Source organism: Anaerobacillus sp. 1_MG-2023 (genome assembly GCF_030547345.1).
In the GTDB taxonomy this organism is placed as follows: Bacteria; Bacillota; Bacilli; order Bacillales; family Guptibacillaceae; genus Guptibacillus; species Guptibacillus hwajinpoensis_B.
Map to the genome: position 1 here is coordinate 1 of NZ_JAUORD010000043.1, position 988 is coordinate 988.

At 45.3% G+C, this 988-nt stretch carries 1 protein-coding gene and 1 pseudogene; both read right to left on the reverse strand.

The window, feature by feature from the left end:
• Positions 1-645 (reverse strand): Mu transposase domain-containing protein (locus tag Q4550_RS23180; RefSeq protein ID WP_483298577.1); only part of this gene is annotated, 645 nt, incomplete at its 3' end.
• Positions 642-988: pseudogene (locus tag Q4550_RS23185) on the reverse strand (IS21 family transposase); the annotation flags it as partial. The gene Q4550_RS23180 and the pseudogene Q4550_RS23185, both read right to left, overlap by 4 nt.

A 988-nucleotide genomic window follows, 5' to 3' on the forward strand; every position in this document is an offset into this window, starting at 1 on the left:
CAAGATATGTTCAACTAGTCGTTCCGTATTCGGTCCGACAGTCCTTGCCCATTTCCGGTTGTTTTCTGGATTGTGATCGAGATAAAGCCGATGGTGGTCTGGCATGTGATCCGGATTTGTGGCATATGAATCTTCTGTTTTTTGTTTACGTGGATGGGATGCAATCCGCACATCTTTAAAGTACAATTCAATTACATCCGCAGTGATTCGGACATCGACATCCTCGCGGACGTATTCATAGGGGACGGAATAGAACTTATAGTCCACTTGAACGTGGTAGTTCGGTTGAACTTTGGCAGTCGCCCATTCCGTCATCTTGAACCGTGTTGGAGGTAGAGGATGAAGGTGGCTCTTCTCCTCTTCTTCAAACACTTTGGACCTAGAACCCTCGCGCTTTTGGAAATTCATCGTATTGATTTCTTCCAGCTTTTCAAAGATTCGTGCATTTAAATCCTCTAGATGAAAACACTGATAGTTTCGTAGTGATGCAATGATCTGCCTTGATATGTATCCGACAGTTCCTTCTACACTCGCTTTGTCTTTCGGCTTTCTGATGCGACTGGGCACCACAACCGCCCGGTAGTAATCGGCTAATTCCCGGTAAGCTTCATTGATCATTGGATCGCCCCGATGTGGCTTAGTCACCCCCTCTTCAAATTATCAGGTACCAAAGCCTCGGTAACGCCTCCAAAATATTCGAATGCATGAATATGTGCACGCAGCCAGGAAGTTGATTTCATATCAAGAAATGCCTCTACATAACTCAACTGACTGTAGGGAAGGGTTGCAATGAATACATACGCTGGTATAACCTCGCGGGTCGAATTATCTATGATCTTAAGCGTCGTTCCTGCCCAGTCCACCTCTAAGATCTCGCCTGGCTTTCTTCTGATTGGCATGGTTAGCTTATGCTTCTTTGCGAAGTTCCCATATTTTTCAGCGAATGTTCGATAGGCATAAGGGACTTTTCCATCTTCTCTAGCTGCAC